The sequence below is a fragment of the Qipengyuania marisflavi genome, assembly GCF_005884405.1.
Classification (GTDB): Bacteria; Pseudomonadota; Alphaproteobacteria; order Sphingomonadales; family Sphingomonadaceae; genus Qipengyuania; species Qipengyuania marisflavi.
Window position 1 is genome coordinate 125,250 of record NZ_VCAO01000002.1, and the last position, 25,491, is coordinate 150,740.

The 25,491-nt window shown below is 62.7% G+C and carries 27 protein-coding genes; 14 read left to right on the forward strand and 13 right to left on the reverse strand.

Annotated elements, in window-relative coordinates:
* The first annotated feature begins 42 nt into the window (after window positions 1-42).
* From FEV51_RS05100 to FEV51_RS05110, 3 genes are read left to right on the forward strand one after another with little or no spacing between them, the layout of a single operon-like run.
* Window positions 43-885 (forward strand): arginyltransferase, encoded by an 843-nt coding sequence (locus tag FEV51_RS05100; protein ID WP_138616629.1) that lies wholly within the window; start codon window positions 43-45, stop codon window positions 883-885.
* On the forward strand, window positions 773-3,022 hold the full coding sequence (locus FEV51_RS05105; RefSeq protein ID WP_246034448.1) for an autotransporter assembly complex protein TamA: 2,250 nt from the start codon (window positions 773-775) through the stop codon (window positions 3,020-3,022). Before FEV51_RS05100 ends, FEV51_RS05105 begins: the two co-directional genes overlap by 113 nt.
* The gene (locus FEV51_RS05110) at window positions 3,022-7,242 is read left to right on the forward strand and encodes a translocation/assembly module TamB domain-containing protein (RefSeq protein WP_138616631.1); all 4,221 of its coding nucleotides are present in this window, start codon (window positions 3,022-3,024) and stop codon (window positions 7,240-7,242) included. The genes FEV51_RS05105 and FEV51_RS05110 overlap by 1 nt, the downstream gene beginning before the upstream one ends.
* A 9-nt stretch (window positions 7,243-7,251) precedes the next feature.
* Here FEV51_RS05110 and FEV51_RS05115 read toward each other — a convergent pair whose 3' ends face one another.
* The 8 genes from FEV51_RS05115 to FEV51_RS05150 all read right to left on the reverse strand — a co-directional run bounded on the left by FEV51_RS05115 (window position 7,252) and on the right by FEV51_RS05150 (window position 14,463).
* Entirely contained in the window at window positions 7,252-7,824 is a 573-nt protein-coding gene (locus FEV51_RS05115; protein WP_138616633.1) for a fasciclin domain-containing protein, read from the reverse strand.
* Window positions 7,825-7,838: 14 nt separating this feature from the next.
* Window positions 7,839-8,888: a hypothetical protein gene (locus tag FEV51_RS05120; protein WP_138616635.1), complete on the reverse strand. Its 1,050-nt coding sequence runs from the start codon at window positions 8,886-8,888 to the stop codon at window positions 7,839-7,841.
* Window positions 8,889-8,974: 86 nt separating this feature from the next.
* Window positions 8,975-9,547, reverse strand: coding sequence for a lysozyme (locus FEV51_RS05125; protein ID WP_246034449.1), 573 nt, complete (start codon window positions 9,545-9,547; stop codon window positions 8,975-8,977).
* Window positions 9,548-9,697: 150 nt separating this feature from the next.
* On the reverse strand, window positions 9,698-11,107 hold the full coding sequence (glnA, locus tag FEV51_RS05130) for a type I glutamate--ammonia ligase (protein WP_138616639.1): 1,410 nt from the start codon (window positions 11,105-11,107) through the stop codon (window positions 9,698-9,700).
* A 57-nt stretch (window positions 11,108-11,164) separates the two neighbouring features.
* Window positions 11,165-11,503, reverse strand: coding sequence for a P-II family nitrogen regulator (locus FEV51_RS05135; protein ID WP_138616641.1), 339 nt, complete (start codon window positions 11,501-11,503; stop codon window positions 11,165-11,167).
* 208 nt (window positions 11,504-11,711) lie between these two features.
* Complete coding sequence (argC, locus tag FEV51_RS05140) at window positions 11,712-12,683, reverse strand: N-acetyl-gamma-glutamyl-phosphate reductase (RefSeq protein WP_138616643.1); 972 nt, start codon at window positions 12,681-12,683, stop codon at window positions 11,712-11,714.
* On the reverse strand, window positions 12,643-12,996 hold the full coding sequence (locus FEV51_RS05145; protein ID WP_138616645.1) for a hypothetical protein: 354 nt from the start codon (window positions 12,994-12,996) through the stop codon (window positions 12,643-12,645). The genes argC and FEV51_RS05145 overlap by 41 nt, the downstream gene beginning before the upstream one ends.
* Window positions 12,997-13,080: 84 nt before the next feature.
* Entirely contained in the window at window positions 13,081-14,463 is a 1,383-nt protein-coding gene (locus FEV51_RS05150) for a leucyl aminopeptidase family protein (protein ID WP_138616647.1), read from the reverse strand.
* Window positions 14,464-14,509: 46 nt separating this feature from the next.
* Here FEV51_RS05150 and FEV51_RS05155 point away from each other — a divergent pair, with 46 nt between their 5' ends.
* The 3 genes from FEV51_RS05155 to FEV51_RS05165 all read left to right on the forward strand — a co-directional run bounded on the left by FEV51_RS05155 (window position 14,510) and on the right by FEV51_RS05165 (window position 16,532).
* A complete protein-coding gene (locus FEV51_RS05155; RefSeq protein WP_138616648.1) occupies window positions 14,510-15,319 on the forward strand; it encodes a DUF4163 domain-containing protein in 810 nt (269 codons plus the stop codon).
* 39 nt (window positions 15,320-15,358) lie between these two features.
* Complete coding sequence (gene map, locus FEV51_RS05160; RefSeq protein ID WP_138616650.1) at window positions 15,359-16,186, forward strand: type I methionyl aminopeptidase; 828 nt, start codon at window positions 15,359-15,361, stop codon at window positions 16,184-16,186.
* 73 nt (window positions 16,187-16,259) lie between these two features.
* A complete protein-coding gene (locus tag FEV51_RS05165) occupies window positions 16,260-16,532 on the forward strand; it encodes a hypothetical protein (protein ID WP_138616652.1) in 273 nt (90 codons plus the stop codon).
* Window positions 16,533-16,578: 46 nt separating this feature from the next.
* On the opposite strand, the gene FEV51_RS05170 is transcribed toward FEV51_RS05165, so the two are convergent.
* Both FEV51_RS05170 and ccmA read right to left on the reverse strand, forming a co-directional pair.
* Window positions 16,579-17,235, reverse strand: coding sequence for a heme exporter protein CcmB (locus FEV51_RS05170; protein ID WP_138616654.1), 657 nt, complete (start codon window positions 17,233-17,235; stop codon window positions 16,579-16,581).
* Window positions 17,232-17,813, reverse strand: coding sequence for a heme ABC exporter ATP-binding protein CcmA (gene ccmA, locus FEV51_RS05175; protein WP_138616656.1), 582 nt, complete (start codon window positions 17,811-17,813; stop codon window positions 17,232-17,234). The genes FEV51_RS05170 and ccmA overlap by 4 nt, the downstream gene beginning before the upstream one ends.
* Window positions 17,814-17,869: 56 nt before the next feature.
* Between ccmA and FEV51_RS05180 the strand changes: the two genes are divergently transcribed.
* A complete protein-coding gene (locus FEV51_RS05180) occupies window positions 17,870-18,163 on the forward strand; it encodes a 4a-hydroxytetrahydrobiopterin dehydratase (RefSeq protein WP_138616658.1) in 294 nt (97 codons plus the stop codon).
* Here the strand turns inward: FEV51_RS05180 and FEV51_RS05185 are convergent.
* The 3 genes from FEV51_RS05185 to FEV51_RS05195 are packed head-to-tail and all read right to left on the reverse strand — an operon-like array spanning window position 18,152 to window position 20,640.
* Window positions 18,152-19,198: an alpha/beta hydrolase gene (locus FEV51_RS05185; protein WP_171033048.1), complete on the reverse strand. Its 1,047-nt coding sequence runs from the start codon at window positions 19,196-19,198 to the stop codon at window positions 18,152-18,154. The two genes, FEV51_RS05180 and FEV51_RS05185, sit on opposite strands and share 12 nt — an antisense overlap.
* 1 nt (window position 19,199) lies before the next feature.
* Entirely contained in the window at window positions 19,200-20,006 is an 807-nt protein-coding gene (locus FEV51_RS05190) for an SDR family oxidoreductase (protein ID WP_246034450.1), read from the reverse strand.
* Window positions 20,007-20,022: 16 nt separating this feature from the next.
* Entirely contained in the window at window positions 20,023-20,640 is a 618-nt protein-coding gene (locus tag FEV51_RS05195; protein WP_138616662.1) for a DNA-3-methyladenine glycosylase family protein, read from the reverse strand.
* A gap of 89 nt (window positions 20,641-20,729) precedes the next feature.
* On the opposite strand from FEV51_RS05195, the gene FEV51_RS05200 reads away from it, so the two are divergent.
* The 7 genes from FEV51_RS05200 (at window position 20,730) to FEV51_RS05230 (ending at window position 25,486) form a co-directional block, all read left to right on the forward strand.
* Window positions 20,730-21,047 carry a 2Fe-2S iron-sulfur cluster-binding protein gene (locus tag FEV51_RS05200; protein ID WP_138616664.1) on the forward strand — a complete coding sequence of 106 codons (318 nt, stop codon included), beginning with the start codon at window positions 20,730-20,732 and terminating at the stop codon, window positions 21,045-21,047.
* A gap of 42 nt (window positions 21,048-21,089) precedes the next feature.
* Complete coding sequence (locus FEV51_RS05205) at window positions 21,090-22,106, forward strand: cysteine synthase A (RefSeq protein ID WP_138616666.1); 1,017 nt, start codon at window positions 21,090-21,092, stop codon at window positions 22,104-22,106.
* Between the two features lie 27 nt (window positions 22,107-22,133).
* Entirely contained in the window at window positions 22,134-22,490 is a 357-nt protein-coding gene (locus tag FEV51_RS05210) for a hypothetical protein (protein ID WP_138616668.1), read from the forward strand.
* Complete coding sequence (locus FEV51_RS05215; RefSeq protein WP_138616670.1) at window positions 22,480-23,226, forward strand: DUF4350 domain-containing protein; 747 nt, start codon at window positions 22,480-22,482, stop codon at window positions 23,224-23,226. Before FEV51_RS05210 ends, FEV51_RS05215 begins: the two co-directional genes overlap by 11 nt.
* A 324-nt stretch (window positions 23,227-23,550) precedes the next feature.
* Window positions 23,551-24,036, forward strand: a complete 486-nt coding sequence (locus FEV51_RS05220; protein ID WP_138616672.1) for a division/cell wall cluster transcriptional repressor MraZ — start codon at window positions 23,551-23,553, stop codon at window positions 24,034-24,036.
* Window positions 24,033-24,968, forward strand: coding sequence for a 16S rRNA (cytosine(1402)-N(4))-methyltransferase RsmH (gene rsmH / locus FEV51_RS05225; RefSeq protein ID WP_138616674.1), 936 nt, complete (start codon window positions 24,033-24,035; stop codon window positions 24,966-24,968). The genes FEV51_RS05220 and rsmH overlap by 4 nt, the downstream gene beginning before the upstream one ends.
* Window positions 24,965-25,486, forward strand: coding sequence for a hypothetical protein (locus FEV51_RS05230; protein ID WP_138616676.1), 522 nt, complete (start codon window positions 24,965-24,967; stop codon window positions 25,484-25,486). Before rsmH ends, FEV51_RS05230 begins: the two co-directional genes overlap by 4 nt.
* Window positions 25,487-25,491 lie beyond the last annotated feature (5 nt).

Sequence of the window (25,491 nt, forward strand, 5' to 3'; positions counted from 1 at the left end):
GAGGATGTGCTTCGCCCCCCTGATGAAAGGTTGCTCCACCCCGTGACGGCCCCGATCCGCTTCCCACGCTTCTTCGTGACCAGCCCCGCGCCGTGTCCGTACCTGCCGGGCAAGAGCGAGCGAAAGGTGTTTACCGAGCTGCGCGGTGACAGTTCCGATGAACTGAACGAAGCGCTGGGCCGCATCGGGTTCCGCCGCAGCCAGACCGTGGCCTATCGCCCCAGCTGCCTGGATTGTCAGGCCTGCGTATCGGTGCGGGTGGTGGCCGGAGAATTCAAACCCTCGTCAACGCAGAAGCGCGTGCTCAAGGCCAATGCCGATCTGGTGGCGACCGAATGCCGCCCCTGGGCGACCGCCGAACAGTTCGAATTGCTCCAGCGCTACCTCGCTTCGCGCCATCCCGGAGGCGGCATGGCGCGGATGGAGGAAAGCGACTTTGCAGATATGGTGGAACATACTCCCGTATCCAGCTATGTGATTGAATATCGGGAACGTGGCATAGGGTCCGCACCGGGTCGCCTGGTCGGTGTTTGCCTGACCGACTATCAGGGTGACGGGCTGTCGATGATCTACAGCTTCTATGACCCGGAAAACAAGGATCGCGTCGGGCTTGGCAACTTTATCATTCTGGATCACATCCGCCGCGCGGCGGAACGGGGCTTGCCCTATGTCTATCTCGGCTATTGGGTCGATGGGGCAGATCGGATGCAATACAAGATCCGCTATCGTCCCATTGAACGGCTTACCCGTGGCGGCTGGGAACGGATGCCCGATGACGAACAGCGCCAACGGATCGCGGCCATCGCCAGCCCTGGCAAACCGCGAACAGCCGATGCGCTGCCTGCCAAGGATGGCCATCCGGCAGGCTACAAACTCGCCGACTGACAGCTTTCGCGGCGTACTGCACGCCTGCGCCGCTGTGCTGGCGCTGGTTGCGGCCCCGCTTGCCGCGCAGGATATGGATGCGCCGCAGCGGCTTGAAGATCTGATCCCCGACAGCGCTGTTTCCGACCCAGAGGCTTGGGCGCAGCAGGGCACTGTTGCCGATCCCGATGTTCCTGCCGATGGCTTGTCCGAAGTAGCGGTTGAAACGCCTATCGCCGATTTGCCCGGCACCGATCTTGCTTGGCCCGAATCCCTCGAGATCGGCGATATCGACGTGCTGGCACCCGATGAAGACATCCAGTTTGCCGAGGTTGACGAGGGCCGCCCGCAAATCGCCTTCGCCGATGCCGAGCTGGAACGCATTTCCGATGAGCTGGTGCTCGGTTTCCCGCAAAAGGCACCGCCGTTCAGCGAACGCGGCGATTTCTTCAACCGGTTCAAGGCGCTCTCTACTATCGAGCAGCTGGACAGCGACGAAGACAATGTCGCCCAGCTGGCGGCACGCGCGCGGCAGGACGAGGCGCTGCTGAACAATCTGTTGCACGTCTATGGCTATTATGACGGCGAGATCGTCCGCTCCATCGGCACCCGCGAAGTAGGCGAAAACACCGCCGATACGCGCCCCGAAGTGCGTTTCGATATCATTCCCGGTCCGCGCTATACTTATGGCACTGTCACGCTGGGACAGCTGGACACCGCGCCCGATTACCCCGCGCTGCGCGACAGTTTCGACATCAACAGCGGCGATTTCCTGCAAAGCGATGTCATCGTGCAGGAGCAGTTCGATCTGGACCGCGCGCTTGGTGAAACCGGCTATCCCTTTGCCGCCATCGATGCGCCTGAACTGCTGATCGACCATGACCGGCTGGAAGGCGATCTGACCATGCTGGTCACGCCGGGCGGCAAATATATCTTCGGCGAAGTCATCAGTGACGATCCGGAATTTCTGTCCAGCAAGCATCTCGCAGAAATCGCCCGCTTCGAGCCGGGTGACGTTTATCAGCGCAGCCTGTCGCTCGATTTGCGCCGCGCGATTACCGCCACCGGACTGGTGTCCAGCGTCAGCGTCACGCCACGCGAAGTCACGCCGCCGCAGGGTGACCAGCCGGGCGTGGTGGCGATGGATGTCGCATTGCAGCAGGCCAAGCTGCGCACCATCGCAGGCGCGATCGGCTTCGGCACCGAAGAAGGCATCCGGCTGCAAGCCAGCTGGGAGCACCGCAATCTGTTCCCGCCCGAGGGATCGCTGCGGGTTCGCGGCATTATCGGCACGCGCGAACAGCTGGCGGGGGTCACCTTCCGCAAGAACAATTTTGGCGGGCGGGACAAGATCCTGACGCTGGATGCCTATGCCTCCACCATCGACAGCGATGCCTATGATGCGCAGACGGTGGCCATTCGCGGGACCTATGAACGCACATCCAACCTGTTGTTTCAAAAACCGCTGAGCTGGGGCGTGGGTGCAGAAATTCTGGCAAGCGATGAACGCAACCGTATCGTCGACGGTATCGAGCGGCCCCGGCAACGCTATTTCATCGGCTCGCTGTTCGGACGCGCCACCATCGATTCGACCGATTCGCTGCTGGACCCGACGCAAGGTTTCCGCCTCGGCGGCTTCCTAGGCCCCGAAACCTCGCGGACCGAGGGGCAGCAATTCTATTATCTGCGAAATCAGGCTGATGCGTCCTATTATCAGTCGGTGGGCGACAGCATCGTGGTGGCGGGGCGCGTGCGCTTTGCCAGCATTCAGGGGGCCGATCTTGTCGGCATCGCACCCTCGCGGCGGCTGTATGGGGGCGGCGGCGGATCGGTGCGCGGCTATGGCTATCAGGCGATTGGACCCAAGAACGATCTGGGCGAGCCCATTGGCGGACGCTCGCTGGTCGAAGCTTCGATTGAGGCGCGCATCGGCACTGGCTTTTTCGATGGTGCGGTGTCGATTGTACCGTTCCTCGATGCGGGCAGTGTGTCGACTGCGACCGTGCCTGATTTTGGCGCCATCAAGCTCGGCGTTGGGGTGGGGCTGCGCTACACCACCGGCTTCGGGCCGATCCGTGTGGATGTCGGCGTCCCGCTTAATCCGGAGGAGGATGACGCGCCGGTCGCGGTCTATGTCTCGCTGGGGCAGGCTTTCTGATGGCGAACGAAGCGACTTCCGCGCCGCCCGAAGCGCCAATGCCGCCACCCGCACGCAAGCGTTCGCGGATGGGCCGTGCGGCCAAATGGGGCATCGGCATTGTGGCGGCGCTGGTGCTGGCGCTGGTGGCCGGCGTGGTGCTGCTCAACACACCGCTGGGCGAGCGTTTTCTGGCCAGCAGGATTGCCGAACGGACCTTTCCCAACGGCCTCAACATCAAGATCGGACGGATCGAGGGCAATCTCTATGGCGCGGCAGTGCTGCACGATGTGCAATTGTCTGATCCCAAGGGCGTGTTCCTGACCATCCCGCGCGCCGAAGTGGACTGGAACCCGCGCGGCTGGCTGAACAATCGGCTCGATATCGACAGCTTCTCTGCACGCCGCGCCACGCTGTCGCGGCTTCCAGAGTTTCTGCCGAGCGAGGAAGACAGTCCGCTGCTTCCCGGCTTCGACATTGCCATCGACAAATTCGCTATCGACAATCTGATGCTGGCACCCGGTATCGCCGGCCCCGATGCGCAGCGCGTCGATCTGGCGGGGTCGGTGCTGGTCGAGGATAGCCGCGTCAAACTCGACGCCAGGGGCAAGCTTGGCGAGAAGGACCGGGTGGCGCTGCTGCTTGATGCCGAGCCTGACGGTGACACCTTCGACCTCGCGCTCGATCTGGGCGCGGCGGCGGATGGCCCGCTTGCGGCAATGATCGGCGTGACCCGGCCCTATTCGGCAAAAATTCGCGGTGACGGGACATGGCGGTCATGGGCTGGCGGATTGCTGGTTCGCAGCGCTGACGAGCGTGTCGCTGCGTTGAAAATCACCAATCGCGCAGGCAAGTTCGGCGTGCTGGGAAAAATCGACCCCAGCGATTTTCTCACTGGATTGCCCGCCAGTGCACTGGGCAATGATGTGGCGCTGGGCGCTGATTTCACCTTCGATAACCGCGTGTTCGATGGCGGTTTCAAACTGATCGGGCGCGGCGTGACGGCGCGCGCCGAGGGCGGCGTGAGCCTTGCCGAGAATAGCGTGAGCGCGCTCACACTCGATGCGCTGCTGACAGACCCGGCCTTGTTCGGGCCGACTATGCAGCTGGAAGATGCCCGGCTGAAAGCGACTGTGGATGGTCCAATGAAGGATCTGACCATTGTCCACAATCTGTCGGTGGGGCGCCTGCTGGCGGGAGAAACCGAAGTGGCGGGCCTGACGCAGCAGGGCACGGCGCGCTATGACGGCACGCGCTGGACGTTGCCGCTCAACCTCGCCGTGGAGCGGGTGAAAAGCGGCAATGCGATGGTCGATCCGCGGCTGGTCAACGGCACCGGTAAGGGCACGCTAGTGCTGTCGGGCACCAAGCTGCTGGGCGACGATCTGCGGCTGACCTTTCCGGGCACTGTCGCCAATCTGGCGCTGCGCGGCGATCTGGGCGGCGGCAGTTATGAAATCGCCGGACCGATCCGGGCAGACCGTCTGGTGCTGGACAATGTCGGCACGGCTGGCGGCACGGCGGTGATCAATCTGATGCTGGCCAATGGCGCGCCGTGGCGGCTCAAGGCGCAGCTGGATGCGCGGGTCGCGCAGGTCAGCAATGCCACGCTGGCCAATCTGGCGGGTCCGGCAATCCGTGTGCGCGGCGGCTTCGCGATGGGCGGCAATGCGCCGCTGATGTTCAACAACGTCCGCGTCGATGCCGCCAAGCTGACGCTCGCGCTCAATGGCTCGGTGCGGCAGGGCACCACCAGCCTGGCGGGCAATGGCCGCCATACCGATTATGGACCGTTCACTGTCGAAGCGCAGTTGGCCGATAGCGGCCCCAAGGCAGTGCTGGTGTTCGCCAGCCCGGTAAACGGGCTCGACAATGTCCGCGTTGCCATCGCGCCGACCCAGGACGGCTTTGCCATCGACACCTCGGGCGGCTCTCTGCTCGGGCCGTTTCAGGGCCAGCTGGGCCTGTTCGCTCCGGCGGGCGGGCCCACGCGCATCCAGGTCAATACGCTGACCGTATCCGACACCAATGTCACCGGCGCGCTGACGCTGGTCGATGGCGGCGCACAGGGCAAGCTGGCCTTTGCTGGCGGCGGCGTTGACGGCACGGTGGCGCTGGTCCCGCGCAGCGGCGGGCAGGGGCTCGATGTCAATCTGCAGGCTCGCAACGCGCGCTTTGGCGGCGATACCCAGCTCACCATCGCGCGCGCCAATGTCGATGCGCAGGGCCTGATCCGCAAAGGGCACACCAGTTTCAGCGGCGAGGGTACCGCGCAGGGCATTGGCTATGGCTCGCTGTTTATCGGCAGGCTGGCAGCGCGCGGCAAGATCGATGACGGTACCGGCCGGATCGACGCATCGCTGTCGGGACGCCGGGGCAGCCGGTTTGACCTGGACCTCAACGCGCTGGTCCAGCCGCAGCGGGTCGCACTGGCAGCGCGGGGCGAATTTGCTGGCAAGCGCATCGTGATGCCGCGCCGCGCAGTGCTGACCAGCCTGCCCGAAGGCGGCTGGCAATTGGCGCGCACGCAGCTGTCCTATGGCAGCGGCGGTGTGGTGGCTCAGGGCAGGGTCGGCGGCGGGGAAACCGCGCTGGAACTGAAGCTGGCGCGGATGCCCTTGTCGCTGGCCGATATCGTCATGTCCGACCTGGGGTTGGGCGGGACGATTTCCGGCGTAATTGATTATCGCGCGGCCAAGGGTGGATTGCCGGTTGGCACTGCACGGGTGAAACTGGACGGGCTGACCCGCTCGGGCCTGGTGCTGACCTCGCGCCCGGTCGATCTGTCGCTGGTGGCGCGGCTGGATGCTGACAGCCTGGATGCCCGCGCGCTACTGCGCAATCAAGACATCAAGCGTGGGCGAGTGCAGGCGCAGATTTCCGGATTGCCATCAAGCGGTGTCCTGTCTGAACGGCTGCGTGCCGGACGCCTGTTCGCCCAATTGCGCTATGACGGCGCAGCGGAAACGCTGTGGCGCTTGGCGGCGATCAATGCCTTCGACCTTACCGGCCCGGTTACGGTGGCCGCCGATGCCACCGGCTCGCTGGCCGATCCGCGCGTACGCGGCACAGTTGCTTCCGACGCGTTGCGGGTGCGCAGTGCGCTGTCGGGGACAGACATTACCGACGCCGCTGTGCGCGGACGGTTCAACGGTTCGCGCCTCCAACTCACCCGCTTCTCGGGCAAGACCGGCAATGGCGGCAGCGTGTCTGGCAGCGGGACTGTGGATCTGCAGGGTCTGGGCGAACGGGTACAGGGCCGCTTCCTCGAAGTGCGCGGGCCGAAACTGGATCTGCGGGCAGCGGCCAAGAACGCCAATCTGCTCAACGCCAATGGCATCAACGCCACCATCACCGGACCGCTGCGGATTGTTTCCAATGGGCTGGGCGGGACGATTGCGGGCCGCGTGCGGATCGACAAGGCCAGCTGGAAACTGGGCACTGCTGCCGATGACCTGCGGCTGCCCAAAATCGCTACGCGCGAAATCAATGCGCCTGCCGACCGCGCGCCCAGCCTCGCCGCTGCAAGGCCCTGGCGCTATCTGATCGACGCCAAGGGCGACAGCCGCATCGAAGTGGACGGGATGGGGCTGGAAAGCGAATGGGGCGCCGACATCATCCTGCGCGGCACCACAGAAAATCCGCGCATCGGCGGCAGCGCTGAAGTCGTGCGCGGCGATTACACCTTTGCCGGAACGCGGTTTGAACTGACGCGCGGCGAAATCGCCTTTGATGCCAGTGTCCCGGTCGATCCACGGCTGGACATCCTTGCCGAGAGCGAAGCGCAGGGCGTTTCGGTAGAAGTCGCGGTGCGCGGCAGTGCGACACAGCCGGAGATTACATTCTCGTCCAACCCGTCTCTGCCTGAGGAAGAATTGCTCGCACGGCTGCTGTTCGGCGGTTCGATCACTTCGCTATCGGCAACGGACGCGCTGCAATTGGGTGCGGCGCTTGCCTCGCTGCGCGGCGGCGGCGGGATGGACCCCATCAACCGCTTGCGTTCGGCAATCGGGCTGGACCGTTTGCGCATCGTCAGTGCGGACCCGGCTTTGGGGCGGGGTACGGGTGTGGCTCTGGGCAAGAACTTTGGCCGCCGCTTCTATGTCGAGATCATCACCGACGGCAAAGGATACAGCGCGACCGAGGTCGAGTTTCGCGTAACCAGCTGGATTTCGCTGCTGGCATCGATCTCGACTCTCGGCCGCGAGAGCGTGGTCGCGGAAATCAGCCGCGATTATTAAACGGGGCGGTTAGCCCTCTTCTTTCGGCATCAACACTGCATCAAGCGGCAGCACGACGCCATTGTTCGCCGCGATGGAGGTGCCCACCACGCCGGCACTGGCACCGCCGCTGTTCGATACGGTCAGCCTGTCGCCTACCTTCGAGAAGGTTATCGTGCCGTCTCCCAAGGTGGTCATCGTGACCGGGCCGCCCTTTTGATCGACTGCGGTGGCAATCGTTTCCGGCGTAACGTGGCCGGGCAGGATGTGATCACGCAAGATCGCCACCAGCAGCGGGCGCTGCTCGTCTTCCATCAACGCGCTACCCTGCTCCCCCAGCGCGGAAAATGCGCCGTCATTGGGGGCCAGCAAGGTGTAGCTGGCCGGACCATCAAACAGCGAACTCAGCTCCGACGCTGTCAGCGCGGACTGCAGGGTCTGCATATCGTCCTGCGAGCCCAAGGCTGTGGCCAGAGTGACAGTTCCGTCCTCCTTGGTCGCAGTGCTGGGGTTCTGGTCCACAACCTTGCTACAGCCAGAGATCAGCGGAAGCGTCGCGGCCAGAGCCACAGCCGCCGCAGCGGTTTTCAACTTGTCCATCATATTTATGCGCTCCCTTAAACCAGCAGGTCGATCGCGGCAGCGACCAGTTGCGTGGTGGGATCGATGCGATAGACATAGCCGTCGGAGTAGCGATAGTTCGCCTCGGGCGTGTCGTAATACCGGTCACGATACGAATAGGGCACGTTGTACACGTCATATCCGCGCGGCATCGGCTGGCCGATATTGATGTCATCACCCGTCAGCAGGGCCGCAATCGAAACGATGGCGGAATCCTGCGGGTCGACACGATAGATCACGTCGTCGGCGTAACGGTAATTGTTGGTTCCGCCGAGATTGTAATAATCGACGTAATAATTCGGCACCTCATAGCTCTGGTACGAATTGGGCCACTGGTTGCCCACGGCCAATGCGCCGCCGAGCAGCGGGATATAGCCCGCCACCGAACCACGGTCATTCATCCGTAGCAGATAGCCATTGTTGTAAGTGTAGCGGCCGCTGCTGTAATTGGTCAGACCGAACAGGCGCGGGCGATAATCATAGCGGAACATCTGCATGTTCGTGCGAGCACGCTTCGCCAGGCCCGGAGGGGTGCAACCATTGCCCTTCTTGGCCAATCCCGGTGGGCAGCCGTTGATATAGACACGGCTGCGGTCGCGGCGCATGAAATCACGCTGGCTCTCGTAAGCTACGCGGTCGACATAACGCGGCGCGCGGCGATCATCATCCCGGCGCGTTTCGCGCCGGTCCTGCCGGTAATCCGTGCGGCGCACATCGCTGCGGTCATCGCTGCGGCGCGTGTCGTACGAGCGATCATTATTTTTACGATCATCCGATTTGGCGCGCTTGGGAGCCTTGTTGTCCTGCTTGTTATCCTTGCTGTCAGAACGGCGATAATCCTTGCGATCATCGGCCCGTGAAACCCGCACTGTGTCGCGGCGTTCAACCTTTGCCTTGGCTTTCACGTTGGATTTGTTGCCCACTTTGGCCTTGGCGGAAACCTGCGCCTTGCCCTTATGGTCCTTGCCGTTCCCCTTGTCCGGTCCGGCCTGTGCTCCGGTAGCGGCCAATGCAATCACTGCCGCTCCAATAAGAAAATGCTTCATAAGTTAACTCCTTTGGAGGGGTAACGCCGCGAAACGAGATATAGTTCCACCGGGAAAACTTGGAAAATCCCCGTTTTCTGCGGTGTTCAGCTCCCCGAAAGGTAGAGCGCAGCCTCTTCGCGGCGGCGGCGGGCAAGGCCTTCAAGCACCCGTCCCCCGGCCCTGTTCCAACGACCAAACTGGCCTGCAGCAGCGGAAAACTCATGGTTTTTGTGCAATCTGGTCAGTGTGGCACGGCCAATCGCGCCGGTATTGTAGTGAAAACTGACCAGTGCATCGAACTGCGCCTGGCTGGTCGGAAACCCCGCCACAGCGATTTCGACTTCCCGTGCATGGCGCATGATATCCTGTTGCAACCGCGCATCACATTGCGCCTGTGTCCACACAGTGCCTGGCCCGATGTCGCTGCCTGTGGCGCCCCAGCCGATTGTCCAGGGATGGCCGCCCGTACCCGGATCGGGATAGGCCTCCACCATTCCATCCCGGCGCAATCGCGCGCAGCCTTCGAAGCGTTTGATGATGGCGACCCCGGCCTCGCTGACCGTCAGCCCTTTGGCGCTGCTGTCGCCCCCGGCACAATCAATCGCCCGGTCCAGCGCCGCAATCTCGCTGCGCCGGAACCCGCGGCCCAGCAAGCGGCGGACGGTATCGAAAATCATTTTGCGCTGCATGGCTCACCCCGGTGAAGAATCGAGGCGCAGCAAATAGACACCAGTGGGGCGTGTAGGAAAATGGTTTCTGCGTGGCAGGCACACAAAAAGGGCGCCCGGTCTCCCGGACGCCCCTTGTGTCGTGATTTCAGGCCCGTGTCAGGCGCTGTAATACATGTCGAATTCCACCGCGCATGGCGTGACTTCGAGGCGCATGACCTCTTCCCATTTCAGCTCGACATAAGCGTCGATCTGGTCCTTTGTGAACACATCGCCCTTGAGCAGGAATTCATAATCCTCGCCCAGCGATTCCAGCGCTTCGCGCAGCGAACCGCATACTGTCGGCACATCCGCCAATTCGGCAGGCGGCAGATCGTAAAGGTTCTTGTCCATCGCCTCGCCCGGGTGGATCTTGTTCTGGATCCCGTCGAGACCCGCCATCAGCAGCGCCGAATAGGCGAGATAGGGGTTGGCCATCGCATCGGGGAAACGGAATTCCACGCGCTTGGCCTTGTCACCGGCGCCATAGGGGATCCGGCACGATGCCGAACGGTTGCGGGCGGAATAGGCCAGCAGCACAGGCGCTTCGAAACCCGGAACCAGCCGCTTGTAGCTGTTGGTCGTAGGGTTGGTGAAAGCGTTCAGCGCCTTGGCGTGCTTGATCACGCCGCCAATGAAGAACAGGCAGTTTTCCGACAGCCCGGCATACTGATTGCCCGCAAAAGTCGGATTGCCATTCTCCCAGATCGACATGTGGGTGTGCATCCCGCTGCCGTTATCGTCCTTGATCGGTTTGGGCATGAAGGTCGCGCTTTTGCCATAGATATGGGCGACCTGATGCACGACATATTTGTAGATCTGCATGTTGTCGGCGGTTTCGACCAGCGTGCCGAACGTGACACCAAGCTCGTGCTGGGCAGCGGCGACCTCGTGGTGGTGTTTGTCGCAATTGAGGCCCATTTCGATCATGGTCGAGACCATTTCGCCGCGAATATCCACGGCGCTGTCGACCGGGGCGACGGGGAAATAGCCACCCTTGGCGCGCGGGCGATGACCCAGATTGCCGCTTTCATATTCCTTGCCGCTGTTGGTGGGCAATTCGATGTCATCGATGGCATATCCCGAAGCGGCATAGCCGTCTTCGAAGCGGACATCGTCGAACATGAAGAATTCGGCCTCGGGACCGACATAGATCGTGTCACCAATGCCGGTGGATTTCAAATAGGCTTCGGCGCGCTTGGCGGTGGAGCGCGGGTCACGTGCATACCATTCGCCTGATGACGGTTCCACAATGTCGCAGAACACGATCATCATCGGCTCCGCACTGAAGGGATCGATGAAAATCCGCTCCAGATCGGGCTTCAGGATCATGTCGCTTTCGTTGATGACTTTCCAGCCGGCGATGGAGGAACCATCGAACATCAGGCCGTCTTCCAGCTCGTCTTCACCCAGGATCTTGGCGACCATAGTCAGGTGATGCCATTTGCCCTTGGGATCGGTGAAGCGCAAATCGACCCATTCGATGCCATCGTCCTTGATCTGTTTGAGGACGTCCTTCGCACTTGCCATTTTAACAGTCTCCATTTGGATAATCACTTGTAGCCCGCGTGATGCAGGCGGGATAATTCAGATTGCGTCTTCGTCACGCTCGCCAGTGCGGATGCGCAGCGCCGCTTCGATGTTCGAGACGAAGATCTTGCCATCGCCAATCCGTCCGGTTTGTGCAGCGGCAGCGATCGCTTCGACCACCCGGTCGGCGATGGCGTCGGTCACAATAACCTCCAGCTTCACCTTGGGCAGGAAGTCGACGACATATTCGGCGCCGCGATACAGTTCGGTGTGGCCCTTCTGGCGGCCAAAGCCCTTGGCTTCAGTGACAGTGATACCGGAAACGCCAATTTCGTGCAGCGCCTCTTTCACCTCGTCCAGCTTGAACGGCTTGATGATCGCTTCGACTTTTTTCACGGTTTGCTTGCCCCCGTCTGGAACTGGATTTGATCCTCGCGCAATACTATCCAAGAATCGTGCCAAGCGTTGTTGAGGGGCCTTACCGAAGATTCCAGCTGTGCCAAACCCGGTTGGCGTAATTTTTGCCAAGCGGCAGCCTGTCCGCGCGCAATACGGTCCAGTTACGGCTGGTACTGTGCTTATGCTTCGGACAGCACGTGCCTAATTATTGGGCAACGCCAAGTTGCAAACCGCTGGTTTCGGGCAAGCCGCACATCAGGTTCAAATTCTGGACCGCTGCGCCGCTGGCACCTTTGCCCAGATTGTCGAGCCGTGCGACCAGCCGCGCGTGCCAGCCGCCCTTGTTGCCGAACACGAACAGCTCCAGAGCATCCGAAGGCGCGGCGTGAATTTCCAGCAGTAATTCCTCGCAGGGACTGCCATCATGGACGGTCACAACGGCAGAACCATCGTAAAATTCGCGCAATGCCGCGCGCAGTCCCTCCACCGTTACCTCTCCCGCCATCGCGCCAAGGTGCAGCGGTACCTCGGCAAGCATTCCGCGATACGCGGGGACGACCGCGGGGGCGAAGATTACCGGGTGATCCAGCCCGGCGTGGATCTTCATTTCATCAAGGTGCTTGTGCGCCAGATCATACGCATAGGCGCGAAACGCCGGTGCTCGGGCGCTATTGAAGCGCTTGATTGACGCCTTGCCGCCGCCCGAATAACCACTGACTGCATTCACGGTATAGGGCCAGTCGGCAGGCAGCAGCCCGGCCCGCACCAGCGGTGCAACCAGCGCCAGAAACCCGGTGGGATAACAACCCGGATTGCTCACACGAAGCGCATTGGCAACCCGTTCCGGCCCGACCAGTTCGGGGAATCCATAGCACCATCCCGTCGTCGTGCGGTGGGCACTGGAGGCGTCGATAATGCGCGTCTTGCTGGCGGGATCGAGCAGATCCACCGCTTCACGCGCAGCATCATCGGGCAGGCACAGGATCGCAATATCTGCGGCGTTCAGCGCATCCCGCCGCGCCTTGGCATCCTTGCGCATTGTATCATCCAGCGTGATCAGCGCAAATTCGCTGCGACCCGCCAGTCGCTCGGCAATTTCCAGCCCGGTCGTTCCCGCCGCGCCGTCGATGAAGATATTATGCACTGCGGGAGGGGGCGAGCGCAGCGCGCCGGACATATCCGCTGGGCCCCTCGGGACCGCGCGTGATCCACAGCCAGTCGCCAGCTTCATCGAGCAGTTCAACCATCTCGCCCGCTGCGAAGGTGACGCCGTCATCGGCATCATCGCGCGGCTGGAGTTTGAGCGTCACCGCTGCATCGCCCAGCGCATGCGCTATCGGGATCACGTAATGCGCCGCGAGGAATTGGTCCGCCAGAGCGATATGCGCCAGATCACCGCGCAGGGGCAGGGTGCCCGGGGCCGGTCGCTGGATCGGACCTTTCAGGCCAACAATGCCTTCTGGTAAGGAATACAGGGCAGGCCCGGTCACTCTGGTCGCAATGCTCGTCTGTTGCAGGATGCGGGCGCTTACCCCTCCCGCCGCAAACTCGCAAGCCGCCGCCGCTGATTATGATCAGCCATAGCGTTTGCGCAGCATGTGCCAGGCGGCGCGCAGGCCATAGGCATCGCCGCCCTTGGGCCGCCCCGGCTTGGCTGTAGGCCGCCAGGAAAACGTGTCGAAATGTGCCCAGTCGATCTCCTCACCAACGAATTTGTCGAGGAACAAGCCCGCCACGCTGGCACCGGCAAAGGAATTGGCGTGCGCATTGTTGGTGTCAGCAATGTCGGAGTTAAGCCATTCGCGATAGACATCTGGCAGCGGCAGTCGCCACGGTTCGTCATCGCATTCGCGGCCCGCATCGATCAGCGCCTGTGCCGTGTCATCACGGCGCGTCATCAGCGCAGGAAATTCCGGCCCCAGCGCCACCCGCGCTGCGCCCGTCAGCGTGGCGAAATCCAGGATCAGGTCGGGATCTTCCTCACTCGCCCGGTCCAGCGCATCGGCCAGCACCAGCCGCCCTTCGGCATCGGTATTGCCAATCTCCACCGTCAGCCCCTTGCGCGACGTCAGGACGTCACCGGGCCGAAAGGCATTGCCCGCAATCGCGTTTTCAACCGCAGGCACCAGCAGGTGCAGCCTCACGCGCAGACCCGCGCCCATGACCAGCCCGGCCAGGGCGATGGCGTGCGCTGCGCCGCCCATGTCTTTCTTCATCAGCAACATGCCGGAAGAACTTTTCACGTCCAGCCCGCCGGAATCAAAGCACACTCCCTTGCCGACAATCGCCAGCACCGGGTCGGTTTCCTTGCCCCAGGTCAGATGGATCAGGCGCGGCGCATGGGGGCGGGCGGCGGCCCGGCCAACCGCGTGGATCATTGGATATTCCTGCTCCAGCGTATCACCGCGCGTGGTCTTAACCGCGCCGCCATGCTGCTTGGCCAGCGCGTCGATGGTTTCCTCAAGCGCGGCAGGGCCCATATCCTCGGCGGGGGTGTTCACCAGATCGCGGATCACGCACACAGCCTGCGCCTCGGCAATGGCACCGTCGATCTTGCTTGCTTCCTTGGTCAGCAGAACACGCGGGCCGGTGGGGTTTTCGGCCTGTTTGTAGCGGTCGAAGACATATTGCGCAGTCTGCCAGCCATGCAGCGCCGGACCCGCATCGCCATCAGCGCGGCGATACGTGCCTTCTGGCAGGGCCTCGGCCAGTTTCGCCATGCACCAGCTCGACAGATCGTCAGGATTGGCGACGCCGCCCACTGCAAACCAGTCATCGCCATCGGGCACGATGCCGACCTGATAGCCGCTGCCATTGAATTTTTGTGCGGTCAGCGCTGCCCGCTGTCCGGTAGAGAGCTTTTTCGCCCAGCCTTCAAAGCCATCCTTATCCACCAGGTGGATCGGGATCGCATCCTGTCCGCGATCGGGCTGGATTAGCGGGTTGCTCTCGGCCATAATGGGAACGCTCTCTGTCAGTTTTATCTCTGCATAAGGAAATCCCATGCATCCGCGCCTGTTCCTGATTCCATTGCTCGTGTCGAGCGCAGGATGTTCGGATGCGGGCGAATATGGTGACGCGGTAGGGGTGGATCAGGCCGCAGCAACCGCCTCTGCCGAAGCCAGTGCCAGCTCTGCCAAGGGCAAGGCGCGCAATGTGTCGGAGGAAACCGACGCCTATTTCTTCGAATATTCCTATCCGGCCGAGGTTGGCGCCTATCCTGAATTGAAGGCAGAGCTTGACCGGCAGCTGGAGGCCGAACGCGCGCAGTTGGTGAAAGACACGGCCCAATGGAAGGCGGAGGCCGAGGCCGAGGGGTTCGAATTTCGCGCGCATAGTTCCAATCTGGAATGGAAAGTCGTGGCGGATATTCCCGGCTGGCTGAGCCTGTCGGGAGATGCCTCCAGCTATACCGGCGGGGCGCATGGCAATTATGGAACGGTCGGGCTGGTTTATGACAAACAGGCCAAGACCATCCGCGAGGCGATTGACCTGTTTCGCTCACCCACCGCATTCTGGCAGAGCGTGTCGGCGAAGTTCTGCGAGAAACTGGACGCCGAGCGTGCCAAGCGTAGGGGCGAGCCGGTCGATCCCAATGACGAAACCTTTGGCACCTGCCCTCCGATAGACGATCTGGTGCTGCTGTTGGGATCATCGAACGGCAAGGTGTTCGACCGGGTGGGGATCATCGCCAATCCCTATGTCGCGGGCGCTTATGCCGAGGGGCTGTACGAGATCGATCTCGACGTCGATGCCCGCATGGTCGATGCCGTGAAGCCCGAATTTGCCTCAGCCTTCACCATTCACCGCTGACATCTCGCAATTTGCCATCGGGGGCGCTACATTGCGGCCATGACCGAATATCAGATGATCGACAGCGACCAGACCGTTTACCGTGACGGCACCATCAAGCTGCACGGGCCGGAAGGCTTTGACGGGATGCGCAAGGCAGGCCGACTGGCTGCCGACATCCTCGATGCGTTGGTGCCAATGGTGCAACCCGGCGTGACCACGGCCAGCCTTGACGATACCGTGCGTCAGATGACGCTGGATGCCGGGGCGGTGCCCGCAACGATGGGCTATCGCGGTTATGCGCACAGCAGCTGTATCTCGATCAACCATGTGATCTGTCACGGTATTCCTAGCGACAAGGCGCTGAAGGATGGCGACATCGTCAATATCGACGTTACCCCGCTGCTGGACGGCTGGCATGGTGATACGAGCCGGATGTTTCTGGTCGGCGATGTCCCGCTGAAAGCGCGGCGACTGGTCGATGTGACGTATGAATGCCTGATGCTGGGGATCGAAGCCGCAGCACAGCCCGGCGCGCGGCTGGGCGATATCGGCGCGGTGATCGAAGGCCACGCGCGGCAGTTCCGTTATGGCGTGGTGCAGGAATTCTGTGGCCACGGCGTGGGCCGCCTGTTCCACGACGCGCCCGAAGTCATCCATGCCGCCCGCCCGGGCACCGGACCAGAGCTGAAACCGGGCATGTTCTTCACCATCGAACCGATGATCAATCTGGGCCGCCCGCACGCCAAATTGCTCAATGACGGCTGGACTGCCGTAACCCGCGACAAATCACTCAGCGCGCAGTTCGAACACTCGATCGGCATCACCGAAAACGGCGTGGAGATTTTCACCGAGAGCCGGACGGGAAAGCATCAGCCGCCTTACTGAGCTTTGGTCGGCATTGGGGTGGCAAACGGACATTCGTCATGCAACGGTCCTGCCTAAGGAATTGCCTCTAACCATGCGCCGCCGCTGGTTGCTGTCGGTGCTAATCATCATCGCTGGAGCACTGGTCTTGTGGCAAACCCAGTTCCGCTACGGCTGGCTCGAAATGGCTCTCGGTAGTTTTGCGTGGTTGTTTTGGATCGCTGTCGTCGCATGGGGTGCGCTAACTGCTGTTGCGATCCGTCGGCATCGGGCATGGTGGCTGCTCATTGCTGCTCCTGTCGTGCTTTACCCGGTCGTCATGGCAGCCGGTTTGCTCGTTTCGTGTGCAGGGGGCGATTGTCTCTAAGGTTCAGCGGAAACGACAGCAAATGGCTGGTTAGCAAAGAGTTCGCTTAATCCTCCCGCGCCGCCCGGATCGCCGCGCCTGCCGCAAATGGTGCCAGCGCACAAAGTCCCAAACTGATCGCCGCAGTCAGCAGCAATCCTGAACTGTCGGGTCGTGACAAAGCGCCGGCTCCGAAAATCAGGATCGGTACCGCCAGCGGGATCATCATCAGGCCTGCCAGAGCTGCTCCGCCGCGCAGGCTGGCGGTCAGGGCTGCGACGGCGAGGCCCACTGCGGCAAGGCCCGGAGTGCCTGCCAGCAGGCCCAGCAGGACAGTCCGCACAGTCTCAGCTGACAGGCCCAGCAAAGCGGCGGCGGGCAGGGTGGCCAGCAGCAGCAGCGGCGCGAAGGCCAGCCAGTGCGCAATCAGCCGGATGGCCATCGCCAATTCCTCCGATACGCCGCGCAGATGCAATTGGTCGAACACGCCCCCCTCAAGATCGCTGGCGACCAGCTTTTCCAGCGGCAGGATCGCTGCCAGCAGGGCGGCGACCCAGATCACGCCGCCGCCGGTCCGTGCCAGCAATTGGGCATCGGGCCCGACTGCGAAGGGAAACAGCATCGCCACTGCGATAAAGAACAACAGCGGCAGCACCCCGCCGCCTCGCCCGCCGGGTAGCAGCAGTCCCAGATCGCGGCGCAGCAGGGTCAGTGCCGCGCTCATTTCGCGTAATCCGCCAGCGCAATCATGCGTGCGCGGGGCAGCGCCATCGGCTGGTGCGAGGCGACCACGGCGATCCCGCCGCCGCCGCAATGCAGCGCCACCAGCGCCTCGACACTTTTGCGCGCCTGATCGTCCAGCCCGTTGAGCGGTTCGTCGAGCAGCCAGATCGGCTGTGCGGCGTTGAGCAGCCGCGCCATTGCGGCGCGCTTGCGTTGGCCGGTCGACAGGAATCGCACCGGCACATCCATCAACGGGTCCAGTTGCAACACCTCCAGCGCGCGGCCCGGATCGCCGCAGCCATCAAGTCTCTCCCAGAATGCCAGAGCGTCACGCAGGGTGTGATTTTCGTCCATTGCCAGCCGCTCATCGACCAGACCCATCGCGCCATCGTGGGATACTTCGCCCAGATAGGGGCGCAGCAATCCGGCGAGAATACGGATCAGGCTGGACTTGCCCACGCCGTTTGCGCCCGCGATGTGGACGGCATCGCCAGCCGCGCATTGCAGCGACAGCCCGCTGAACAGCAGGCGGTCGCCGCGGCGGCAGGCGATGTCCTTCGCGGCGAGTTGCGCTTGCATGGCTGGCAGCGATAGGCAAAAGCCGGGCAGCCGACAAGCGAAGGAGTATTCGGGCGATGACAGTGGAAAAACTGGACGAGGACGAACGCGCCAGCTGGCTGAGCGTGTTGCCCGAATGGTCACTGGCCCGCGATGGCGACGCGATCGAGCGCAAGTTCGAATTTGCCGATTTTTCCGAGGCGTTCGCCTTCATGACGCGCATTGCGATCATGGCGGAAAAGCGTGACCACCATCCCGAATGGTTCAATGTTTACAATCGGGTGGAAATCACGCTGACCACGCATGACGCGGGCGGGCTGAGCCTGCGCGACGCGCATATGGCCAAGGCCATCGACAAGCTACTCCCCTAGATTGCCCTCCCGCGCGACTGGCCCCAGATCGAGGTTCAGGCAGCGGTAGAACAGCCGGTCACGGCCCATGGCCGCACTTTCCGGCGTCAGCGCGGTGGTGTTCTGCGCAGTGCATTCCGTGTCCAGCATGGCCTGTTCGGCGGCAGTGCGCGGCGCTGCTTCGCGGCCCAGCATTTCTGACGCGGGGCGATATTCGCGCGTCGTGGTGCCATAAAGCAGACGAAACGCATCCAGCGCGGCGGTGTGGTAAATCGTGCCATGCGTTTCGCTGCGACCCAGCGGGACATAAGCCCATTGCCAGTCGTCAGGGGCGTCAGACCGCAGCGCATCGACCATCCGCTCGACCCCTTCCTCGTGCCGATATCCCTCGTTGGCGAGTGTCAGATATAGCCGTTCCTTGCCGCCCGCCGCCTGCCGCAAACGCGCAGGGGCCGCGATGGCCAGCTTCATATTGTCCCACCACAATGATGGCGACACGGCGATCCAGTCGTCGAACAGATCGGGCTGCTCGAACAGCGTTTCGATGATGAACAGCCCCGCCAGAGATTCGCCCATCACCGCGTCCTGCCCGCTGGTGCGGTAGGCCTGCTCCACCCAGGGCTTCACATCCTGTGCCAGAAACCGCCGAAATTCTGCAGCTCCGCCCGGTGTTGCGCCCAGCGATTCGGTGTAGTCTGCCAGCGCATCGGCGCGCACCGGGGGCGAGATTTCGGCGCGGCGGTTGACCGTCTCCACCCCAACCAGAATGAACCGGCCAAAGCTGTAATTCATGTCGCGGCTCTGCACGATGCCTGCAATATGCGGGAAATCCTGCTCCGGTCCGCCGTCGATCACATAGACCACTGGGAAGCGCATTTCAGGCTGCTCGACATAGCCAAGGGGGAGGCGGACAGTAATCCGCCGCTCGCCGCCCAGCACTGCCGAGGGGATCGTATAAGTGGTGCCGATTGTGACCGGCTCACCCAGCGAGCTCTGGCCAAGGGCCGGGGCCGCCAGCATCAATGCGCCGACAGCAATCATCGCATTATTCAACATCTTACTCTCCCATCGGCCGCAAAGTGGTGCGGACCTGTTTGCGCACGCGGCCAGGCATAAAACGTGCCCAAAACTCAAGCCGCCGCGCGCTCTTACCGACCAGCGTGTGGAGCCGCTGGCCATGCACCGCGGCCCATGCTGCCTTGGCGACATCCTCGACCGGCGAAATCTCCAGCTCCGATTGTTCGACCTGCGTGCGGATTGCCGCATTGCTCTTGGCATTGCTGGTGTGGTCCAGCAGCGGCGTGTCGATAAAGCCGGGCATCAGCGAGCGTACATTGATGCCGTCCTCCGCCCATTCGGCATCAAGGCTTTCGGTAATGGCGCGCACTCCGAATTTGGTGGCGGAATAGACGCTGGCTCCGGGGGTTCCATAAATGCCCGCCAGACTTGCCGTGTTGAGCAGGCAGCTGCCCGGCGCGGTTTTCAGCAGATGCGGATAGGCGGCCTGTGCACCGAAAATCACGCCCTTCAGATTGACGTCCAGACAGCGGACAATCTCGTCCTCGCTATTGTCCAACAGCGCGCCGCCAAGCGGGACACCCGCATTGTTCGCGACCACATCGATCCGCCCGCCGGTGGCGGTGCTGAACCCGTCCAGCGCCTTGTCCCACGCTGCGCGGTCGCGCACATCGAATTTATGCGTGTAGACGAAACCGTTGGAAATCTTGTCCTCGGTTACGCGCATCCCGTGCTCGTCAACATCGGCCAGCCCGACGAACCAGCCCTGCGCGGCGAAATGCAGCGCGATGGCGCGGCCGATGCCCGAACCGCCGCCGGTGATGAAAATGGCCTTGCGAATGCTCACAGCAAATCCTCTCGTGTCATAATGCCGGGTCGGCATAGGCATGCCAGGTAAACACTGCCATCGCGCCGCGGTGGGGCCGCCAGCCCTCTGCCAGCGCACGGGTTTCTTTTTCGCTGGGGCGTTCAGCCAGATCCAGCATTTTGCCCACCGCCGCCTGTACCGCCAGATCGCCCGCGGGCCAGATGTCGCGGCGGCCTTCGGCAAACAACAGGTAAATCTCTGCCGACCAGCGCCCGATGCCCTTGATCTGAGTCAGCTCGGCAATCGCTTCCTCGTCATCGGCAGGCAGGCTGTCGAAACACAATTCGCCATCGGTCACCAGCTGGCACAGGCTGCGGACATAACCCTGTTTCTGCCGCGACAATCCGCAAGCACGCAAAGCGTCGAAGTCGCGGGCGAGCAAGGCATCGGCGGGCACATCGTCGCCCAGCTCGGCCTGCAATTTGCGCCACACCGATGCGGCAGAGGCTACGCTGACCTGCTGGCCCACAATCGTGCGCAGCAATGTCTGGTATCCCACATCGCGGATACGTTCTTCGGGATAGCCGCAGCGCGCCAGCGCGCCCGCCACCACCGGGTCGCCAGCCGCCACCGCGTCCAGATCTTCGCGCAGCTGCGCATTTGTCAGGCCCATGACTGCGGCTTGCCTTCCCGTTCACGATTGAATAGCAGCGCCCGCAATAGGGCCGCGAACGGGGCCGACGCAACAAGGACCTGCACGCGATGCCAAAGCTGATTGTTACCACCCGCGACGGCGCGACCTCCGAGATCGAAACCGAGGACGGCCTGACCGTGATGGAGGCCATCCGCGACAATGGCTTTGACGAATTGCTGGCGCTGTGCGGCGGCTGCTGCTCCTGCGCGACCTGCCATGTCCATGTCGACCCCGCCTTTGCCGACCGCCTGCCGCATATGAGCGAGGACGAGGACGATCTGCTGGAAAGCAGCGATCACCGCGCACCAACTTCGCGGCTCAGCTGCCAATTGTCCTTCACGCCTGATCTCGATGGCCTCATGGTTACTATCGCGCCTGAAGATTGATGTTGTTTGCGGCGCGGCCCGGCTGGGATTACTCCAACTGACATGACAGCACCTGTTCTGCGCGAGCATACGCTCGACCTCATCGGCAACACGCCGCTGGTTCGCCTCGAAGGGCCGAGCCGCGAGGCGGGCTGCGACATCTTTGGAAAATGCGAATTTGCCAATCCCGGTGCGTCGGTCAAGGACCGCGCCGCGCTGTGGATCATCCGCGATGCCGAGGCGCGGGGCGAATTGCAGCCGGGCGGCACAGTCGTCGAAGGCACCGCTGGCAATACCGGGATCGGCATTGCGCTGGTCGCCAATGCGCTGGGCTATCGGACAATCATCGTGATGCCCGACAACCAGAGCCAGGAGAAAATGACCACGCTGCGTGCGCTGGGGGCCGAGCTGGTGACGGTTCCGCCCACCAAATTCGCCGATTGCAATCACTTCGTCCACACCAGCCGCCGCCTTGCAGAGGAAACCGAAGGGGCGATCTGGTCCAACCAGTTCGACAATACCGCCAACCGCAAGGCGCATATCGAAGGCACCGCGCGCGAGCTGTGGGAACAGATGGAGCATCGCATCGATGGTTTCACCTGCGCGGCTGGCACGGGCGGGACGATTGCGGGCGTTGGCATGGGGTTGAAGGAATTTGACGAGAAATGCGTGATCGCGCTGACCGATCCGCATGGCGCCGCGCTGTTCAACTATTACGCCAATGGCGAGCTGAAGGGCGAGGGTTCTTCCGTGGCCGAAGGGATCGGGCAGGGACGCATCACCGGCAATCTGGAAGGCGCACCGATCGATACGCAATTCCGCATTTCCGACGAGGAAGGGCTGGACTGGGTCGCGCGGTTGCTGCGCGAAGAGGGCCTGTGCCTTGGCCTGTCATCGGGCATAAATGTCGCAGGCGCGATTGCGCTGGGGCGGCAATTGGTGGCCGAAGGGCGCAGCAATCCGCGCGTCGCGACGATCCTGTGCGATACCGGCTTCCGGTATCTGTCGACGCTGTACGATGCGGCATGGCTGGAGGCGAAAGGGCTGCCGGTCTTCCCATGGTTGCAGACCGGCGATTGACGCAAATGCGAACTGGGGCCTAGTCTGATGGTCATGCGCTTCTTCGATATGAGCCGTAAGCCCCCTGTGGGCGAGCTGCCGCAGATCGGCGATGCCCGCCGTGCGCGCATTGTCCAGCGGTTGCAGATCGGGATTACCGGGGTCACGATGATGATCCTGCTGATCGGACTGGCCAGCATCATCCAGGACCGCGCTGCGCAAACCGACGCCACGGCCGTGCCGCAAGCCGCCGCAACGACCGAACCAAACGAAGGCGCTTCGCAAAACGATCCGCTGGTGGAGGCGGGCGTGGTGCCCGATCTGCCTGACAGTCCGGTTGATACCCCGGCTCAGCAGCCAGCGGTAATGCCCGAAACCGGACAGGACGCGCCGGGTGCGCAGTAAGCACGCGCTGCTGCTGGCAGCGCTGGCGTCCTCCGCCCTGACCGGGTGCAATGACGCGCAACCGCAAGCCGACAATTCCGCAGGGCCAGAGCTGGGTCTGTTCACCACGCTGCCGATCTATTGGGGTGAGGGGGAGGATATCACGGCGCTGCTCGATCCCGCTGGCGAGCCGGACTGGGTGCGCAGCGCGCTCGAAGAACGCTACCGCCTGCAACCGCTCGACACGTTATCACCTGATACGCTGAAACCGCTGGCGCTGATCTTCCTCGCCCAGCCGCGCGTGCTAGCCCCGGCGGAAAATCTGGCGCTGGACGAATGGGTACGGAGCGGAGGTCGGGCATTGATCATGGCGGACCCGATGCTGACACGGCACAGCGAATATGCGCTGGGTGACAAGCGGCGGCCGCAGGATGTTGCGGTGCTGTCACCGATTCTGGCGCGTTGGGGGTTGGAGTTGCGGTTTAACGAGGATCAGCAAGGCGGCGAGCGGAATGCCAATTCTGACGGTTATGCAATCCCGGTCGATCTGGCGGGCCAGTTCGTGCTGAAAAGCACTGACGCGCCTGCCGATTGCACTGTGTCGGAAGATGGTATTCTGGCGCGCTGCCGGATCGGGGAAGGGCAGGTGACACTGCTGGCCGATGCCGCGTTGCTGGACTGGGAAGGGCCGGGAGCACCGCCCCCGCAGCGGCGCGGCGCGCTCGACTCGCTGCTTGCCGAGTCGCTGGTGAATTGAGCCGGGGATTATGCGGGAGCAGCGCGTGTTCTGCCGGAATTACAGCGGTTTCTCAGATGGATCATTAATGAAGTGGTAAGTTTTTCGAGGAGGCAGGCAACTAATTTTCTGTGATTTTGCAATGATTTATAGGGTTTTCCCGTAAATTCCCGCAATTTTCCCTTCCATCCCCGCCGCTCGCGCGGTAAACCCCCATCACATCGGACAGCCACTGTCTTTGCGCGCTTCGCTTTCGCGAGGTGAGCCACCCACACTTGCGTGCGGGAGGACGCGGAGAAGGTCTGTCCGGTTGGAGTCGGGGATTTTGGATCGGGGTAGAGGTCGGTGCTTTTCGGAGGATACAGTGGACAGGCTTATTCGCCCGCAGGCGATAAGGGTCGGTTCGTCCTCCCGCCGCTGTTCCGCAAAGCTCTGAAGGAAAGCAGCGAAGGCCGCGTCCTGTGCATTGCCAAGCACCCGACATGGAACTGCCTCACCGGGTTTGGCCTCAGCCGCAAACTGGAACTCGAAACGCAGCTAGATCGCGAAGAAGAGCTCGCCTATCGGGCGTCACGCGATTTTGACCGCGATACCCGCGCCAGCCAGCTGTTCGGCTTTGTCGAACTGCCTTTCGATGACAGCGGCCGCTTCGTCATGCCCGATCACTTGCGCGATCTGGGCCGGATCGAAGACGGGCTGTATTTTCAGGGCGGCGGGCGCTTTTTCACCCTGTGGAACCCGGCGGAGCTGGAAAGCATGGGTGATGACTGGGCCAGCGCCAAGGCAGCATGCGCCAGCTTCCTTGCTGACAGCAAGGGGACCAAGAAGTGACTCAGCCCCACGTTCCAGTCCTGCTTGACGAAGTCGTCGCCGCGCTCGACCCGCAGGCTGGCGATGTCATTATCGACGCCACTTTTGGTGCGGGCGGATATACCCGCGCGCTGCTGGATCGCGGCGCCACAGTTCATGCCTTTGATAGAGACCCCGATGCCCTGGCCTCGGGTCGCGACTGGCGCGAGACGGGGGAAAACCCGCCGCGCCTTATCCTTCACCCGCGCCGCTTTTCCGAAATGCTTGATGTCATGACAGCATTCGGTGTGGCGCGGGTCGACGGGGTGGTGATGGATATCGGCGTTTCCTCAATGCAGCTTGATCAGGCCGAGCGCGGCTTTGCCTTTTCGCTCGACGGTCCGCTGGACATGCGGATGAGCCAGGACGGCGAAAGCGCAGCGGATTTCGTCAACAGCGCGGAAGAAAGCGCGATTGCCGATGTGCTGTACAATTTCGGCGAGGAACGTCAGTCGCGCCGCGTCGCCCGCGCGATTGTCGCGGCGCGCCCGCTTTCAACCACCGGCGAACTGGCGCGCGTGATCCGCAAGGCGCTGGGCTACCGGACCGGCGCGCCCAAGGATCCTGCGACGCGCAGTTTCCAGGCCATTCGTATTCATGTGAACGGCGAACTCGACGAACTGTCCCAGGGGCTGTCGGGTGCCGAGCACTTGCTGAAGGAGGGTGGCCGCCTTGCGGTGGTCAGCTTCCACAGCCTCGAGGACCGGATCGTGAAGCGTTACCTGCGCGACGCATCCTCAACCCCGAGCGCGTCACGCCATCTCCCACTGGTGGCAATGCGCGATCCGGTCTTCACCCATGTTAGCAAGGCGATCAAGCCGGGCGAGGCCGAACTGGCACGCAACCCGCGTGCCCGCTCATCCGTGCTGCGCCACGCCGTGCGCACTGCCACACCCGCACGAGACGCGGCATGATTGCGGCTGGGTCACGGCTTCGCCAGATCGGCTGGGCGCTGGTGCTGGGCCTGTGCTTTGCCGCGCTGCTGGCGCTGACGTTCAAAGTGAATGCGGTCAAAAGCGAAGTGCGGCTGACCGAACGCCATATCATTGCTGCTGAACAGTCACGCATCATGCTGGAAACCGAATTCCAGACCCGCTCCAACCAGAAGCAGTTGGCTGCATGGAATGCGGTCGAGTTTGGCTATGGCGCGCCGCGCGCCGATCAATATCTCGAAAACGAACGCCAGCTGGCATCGCTGGGCACGCCGCGCGGTAGCGGCGCGCCGCAGCAGGTTCGCGTGGCGCTGAACCGCCCGGTGGAAGACGCTGAAGACAGCAGCATGATTGCTGATTGGCTGGCGGGCGAAGACGATGCGCCTGACAGCGAAGCGCCGCCGCCTGCGCCGCGCCGCGAGCTGGTCGCCAATTCCATCGCGCAGCGGCTGGCCCGTCCCGCCGGGTCGATGGCCGGTTCTGCCGAGGTGCAGCAATGAACGCC

Bases quoted from the DNA above. Each gene is read 5' to 3' on its own strand.
- FEV51_RS05105 (WP_246034448.1), top strand. From the start codon at position 773: ATGACGAACAGCGCCAACGGATCGCGGCCATCGCCAGCCCTGGCAAAC.
- FEV51_RS05110 (WP_138616631.1), top strand. From the start codon at position 3,022: ATGGCGAACGAAGCGACTTCCGCGCCGCCCGAAGCGCCAATGCCGCCA.
- FEV51_RS05115 (WP_138616633.1), bottom strand. From the start codon at position 7,824: ATGATGGACAAGTTGAAAACCGCTGCGGCGGCTGTGGCTCTGGCCGCG.
- FEV51_RS05120 (WP_138616635.1), bottom strand. From the start codon at position 8,888: ATGAAGCATTTTCTTATTGGAGCGGCAGTGATTGCATTGGCCGCTACC.
- FEV51_RS05125 (WP_246034449.1), bottom strand. From the start codon at position 9,547: ATGATTTTCGATACCGTCCGCCGCTTGCTGGGCCGCGGGTTCCGGCGC.
- glnA (WP_138616639.1), bottom strand. From the start codon at position 11,107: ATGGCAAGTGCGAAGGACGTCCTCAAACAGATCAAGGACGATGGCATC.
- argC (WP_138616643.1), bottom strand. From the start codon at position 12,683: ATGTCCGGCGCGCTGCGCTCGCCCCCTCCCGCAGTGCATAATATCTTC.
- FEV51_RS05150 (WP_138616647.1), bottom strand. From the start codon at position 14,463: ATGGCCGAGAGCAACCCGCTAATCCAGCCCGATCGCGGACAGGATGCG.
- FEV51_RS05155 (WP_138616648.1), top strand. From the start codon at position 14,510: ATGCATCCGCGCCTGTTCCTGATTCCATTGCTCGTGTCGAGCGCAGGA.
- map (WP_138616650.1), top strand. From the start codon at position 15,359: ATGACCGAATATCAGATGATCGACAGCGACCAGACCGTTTACCGTGAC.
- FEV51_RS05165 (WP_138616652.1), top strand. From the start codon at position 16,260: ATGCGCCGCCGCTGGTTGCTGTCGGTGCTAATCATCATCGCTGGAGCA.
- FEV51_RS05170 (WP_138616654.1), bottom strand. From the start codon at position 17,235: ATGAGCGCGGCACTGACCCTGCTGCGCCGCGATCTGGGACTGCTGCTA.
- ccmA (WP_138616656.1), bottom strand. From the start codon at position 17,813: ATGCAAGCGCAACTCGCCGCGAAGGACATCGCCTGCCGCCGCGGCGAC.
- FEV51_RS05180 (WP_138616658.1), top strand. From the start codon at position 17,870: ATGACAGTGGAAAAACTGGACGAGGACGAACGCGCCAGCTGGCTGAGC.
- FEV51_RS05185 (WP_171033048.1), bottom strand. From the start codon at position 19,198: ATGTTGAATAATGCGATGATTGCTGTCGGCGCATTGATGCTGGCGGCC.
- FEV51_RS05195 (WP_138616662.1), bottom strand. From the start codon at position 20,640: ATGGGCCTGACAAATGCGCAGCTGCGCGAAGATCTGGACGCGGTGGCG.
- FEV51_RS05200 (WP_138616664.1), top strand. From the start codon at position 20,730: ATGCCAAAGCTGATTGTTACCACCCGCGACGGCGCGACCTCCGAGATC.
- FEV51_RS05205 (WP_138616666.1), top strand. From the start codon at position 21,090: ATGACAGCACCTGTTCTGCGCGAGCATACGCTCGACCTCATCGGCAAC.
- FEV51_RS05210 (WP_138616668.1), top strand. From the start codon at position 22,134: ATGGTCATGCGCTTCTTCGATATGAGCCGTAAGCCCCCTGTGGGCGAG.
- FEV51_RS05230 (WP_138616676.1), top strand. From the start codon at position 24,965: ATGATTGCGGCTGGGTCACGGCTTCGCCAGATCGGCTGGGCGCTGGTG.